The following is a 3,102-nucleotide window of genomic DNA, read 5'->3' as shown; positions in this document are numbered from 1 at the left end:
GTCTATTTTATTTAAGACAAGCCACTAAACTTTTTTTATTATTTTCACAGTTTTTCGCTATATAAATATATATTTATAAAATACATATCATTTTCTAATCGTTTTTCATTTTACCATAAAATTCCTTTAATTTCGATTTGTGAATATACATATTTTTATCAGCTTGAGCAAATGTAGAATATATATTTTCATTTTCATTTTTATTGTAAAATGCATGTCCATAAGCAAGTACAATTTTAATGTGCCTCTTTTGATTTACTTTAATTAATAAGTCATCTAGATTAGATAGAGCACTATCTAATAATTCCCTTGGAATCTCGTTACAAATAACACAAAATTCATCACCGCCTATCCTATAAGCCTTACCAATACCCATAAAGCTTTCCTCTATAATTTTTGCAGTGTGAAAAATTATTTCATCTCCAGCTTTATGTCCGTATTTATCATTAGTACTCTTTAAGTTATTTAAATCAAACATAATAATTATTGCATTTTTATCATCGCTTACATATTGCTCCATTTCTTTTTCAAATGCTGAACGATTTTTAATTCTAGTTTGAACATCATATTTAAATTGTAGCTCAAGTAAAAAAATATAATATATCAGCAAAGATATAGAGGTGCAGCTCCAAATTAGGATTAGATCTTTAAATAAAATCTGAAGAATGCTTCCTAGTATAGGTATAAAAAGAATAGGAATTAATATTTTTTTATCTTCCATTTCATATTTAACATTATTTTTAATTACAGCTATTATAAACAATACATAATAAAACATGCAAATTATAGTGGGCAGTAAAAATAAATTCCCTCGTGTATATTGATTTTGAGCATCGACAAAAAAGATTAAGCCTGTTTTATAACTTAAAACGCACATAAAAGCATTAAAACATAAGGGTATTGCTAAAAACCAATTATACAGAATTTTTTTTTCTTTATCGCTACTAAATAATAAAAGAATAAAAGGAACTATTGGACTAAAAGAAAATCCTAAGATATTAGCTATACGGTGAGGTATAATAAGTTTATTGTTATTTGAAAGTTCCATTAAAATAGTTGTTATTTCTAAAATCAGCAAAATAATTGTAGTCGCTGCTGCAGATTTGTAAATCATATTTTTTTTAGTACATATTACAACGTTCCGCTTAGCAAAACTTATTGTAAAACAAAGTGCAATAATTGCAAGACCATCCGTGCTGATTAATGATATCATATTAGTCAGATCACTTCCTTTGATTTAAATCTTAATTTACTTTATGCTTTTGAAATATGTTATTAATTATTTCATCATCGAATACAATTTCGACATATCCCCTATATTCGTTAGCGAAGAGACATCTTTATAAAATGATTTTTCAGATATATCCGGCATTTCCTACACTTATCAATTAAATATTCGCTTTTCCAACTATTTAATATTTACATAATTCAACAAACATCAACAATTATCCTTTAAAATTTCCAAAAAAAAATAAAATACTCCAAGATATTACCCTCAGAGTATTTTAACTATCCTTTCATTTTATTTTAATCCACCACTCATTTAAACATTTTTTTTACGCCTGGTTTTCTTATTCCAAATTTCATTATAATCATCTCCTAATAATTTCTTAACTTACTGCACAAACTTGATTTCTACCTCTGTTTTTTGCCTTATACAATCTTAAATCTGCAACACGAAATAATTCATTAAAATACTTTGCAGCGCAAGATAAATTATCTGTAACTCCAATACTAATTGTGATTGGAATAAGTTTTCCATTATTATATATATTTAGATTTCTCACTGTATTCAAAATTTGTTCAGCTTCCTTTTCTCCGTTTTTTAGTTCTATACCTTTGAAAATTATGACAAACTCATCTCCACCAAAACGAGCAAATATATCATCTTCTCTAAGAATGCTTGAGCAAGCTTTGCTTACTTGTTTTATAACTTCATCTCCAAAAAGATGGCCAAACTCATCATTAATAACTTTAAACCCATCTAAGTCAAATACCATGCAAACATTATCTTATGTATTTAAATTTCTTATTTATGTAGTACAACCTACTACTTTCTTAGCTTAATTCTACATAAATTTATCTTTCCCTTCAATATTTGTAAAAAGGATAAAAATAAAACCCTAGGTTACCTTAGAGCTTAATTAATTTTATTTAAAGAGATACATTTAAAGAGATACTTCATAAAACTATTGACGAATTATAAAATACAAAGTAAAATGAAATAAATTCAAATTTAAATATCATATAATCAATAGAAAAGCCTTGATGGGAAGAGTAGTTATTATGAGGTGGTCAAAGCGAGTCAGTGGTGGTGAGAGACTGATACGAATCAAATAATGAAGAACATCCCGGAGCTTCCAAACGAAATTTATTAAGAGTAGTATTGGACGGAGCCAAACCGTTACAGCTTGGACAGTATCGAATTTTTATTAATTCTGTACTGATTAAAGTGAGCTTTATAAGCTAATTTAGGTGGCACCGCGGAAGTATAAGTCTTTCGTCCTATTTTTATAGGAGGAGGGCTTTTTTTTATATTTAAAATTAAGGGGTGAATATTAATATGTGTACAATTATGTGTTATACAGGAATAGACATGAAACATGATAAATTTGCAGAAGCATTACAAAGAACCGAATCGAGAGGACCAGATATGACAGAGATTCTTACTTTACCATCTGGTATTTTGGGATTTCAAAGACTTTCTATTATGGATTTAAGTTTTAGCGGAATGCAGCCATACACAAGGAATACAGATGCATCCATCTGTAACGGTGAACTTTACGGTTTCCGTGAAATTAAGAAAGACCTAATGGAAAAAGGACATAAGTTTATTTCTGATAGTGATTGCGAAATATTGCTTCCAATGTACTATGAATATGGGCTAGATATGTTTCCAAAATTAGATGCAGAATTCGCAATTGTCATCTACGATGGAAAAAAGAACAGTTTCATTGCAGCACGAGATCCAATTGGAATCCGTCCTCTCTTCTATGGTTATTCCGAATCAGGTAAAATCATATTTGCAAGTGAAGCGAAAAATTTAGTTGGTCTTACGTACAAAATTATGTCATTTCCGCCAGGACATTATTATGCTGATGG

The 3,102-nt window shown here is 28.6% G+C and carries 2 protein-coding genes, 1 pseudogene and 1 other annotated feature; of the genes and pseudogenes, 1 reads left to right on the top strand and 2 read right to left on the bottom strand.

From position 1 onward, the window contains the following. Positions 1-94: 94 nt before the first annotated feature. Both VIM70_RS12245 and VIM70_RS12240 read right to left on the bottom strand, forming a co-directional pair. A complete protein-coding gene (locus VIM70_RS12245) occupies positions 95-1,213 on the bottom strand; it encodes a GGDEF domain-containing protein (RefSeq protein ID WP_331946046.1) in 1,119 nt (372 codons plus the stop codon). A gap of 397 nt (positions 1,214-1,610) precedes the next feature. After that, positions 1,611-2,000, bottom strand: a complete 390-nt coding sequence (locus VIM70_RS12240; RefSeq protein WP_331946045.1) for a GGDEF domain-containing protein — start codon at positions 1,998-2,000, stop codon at positions 1,611-1,613. A 256-nt stretch (positions 2,001-2,256) separates the two neighbouring features. Next, positions 2,257-2,511 (top strand) — a binding site (T-box leader). A 52-nt stretch (positions 2,512-2,563) separates the two neighbouring features. Between VIM70_RS12240 and VIM70_RS12235 the strand changes: the two are divergent. Next, a pseudogene (locus VIM70_RS12235) lies at positions 2,564-3,102 on the top strand (asparagine synthetase B); the annotation flags it as partial.

Origin of the sequence: Clostridium sp. (genome assembly GCF_036569345.1) — a bacterium.
Classification (GTDB): domain Bacteria; phylum Bacillota; class Clostridia; order Clostridiales; family Clostridiaceae; genus Clostridium_AD.
The sequence above is the reverse complement of the archived record's forward strand: the minus strand, read 5'-3'. Positions and strand labels throughout refer to the sequence as shown.

Excerpts from the sequence above, each read along its gene's own strand:
- VIM70_RS12245 (WP_331946046.1), bottom strand. The coding sequence starts at position 1,213 with ATGATATCATTAATCAGCACGGATGGTCTTGCAATTATTGCACTTTGT.
- VIM70_RS12240 (WP_331946045.1), bottom strand. The coding sequence starts at position 2,000 with ATGGTATTTGACTTAGATGGGTTTAAAGTTATTAATGATGAGTTTGGC.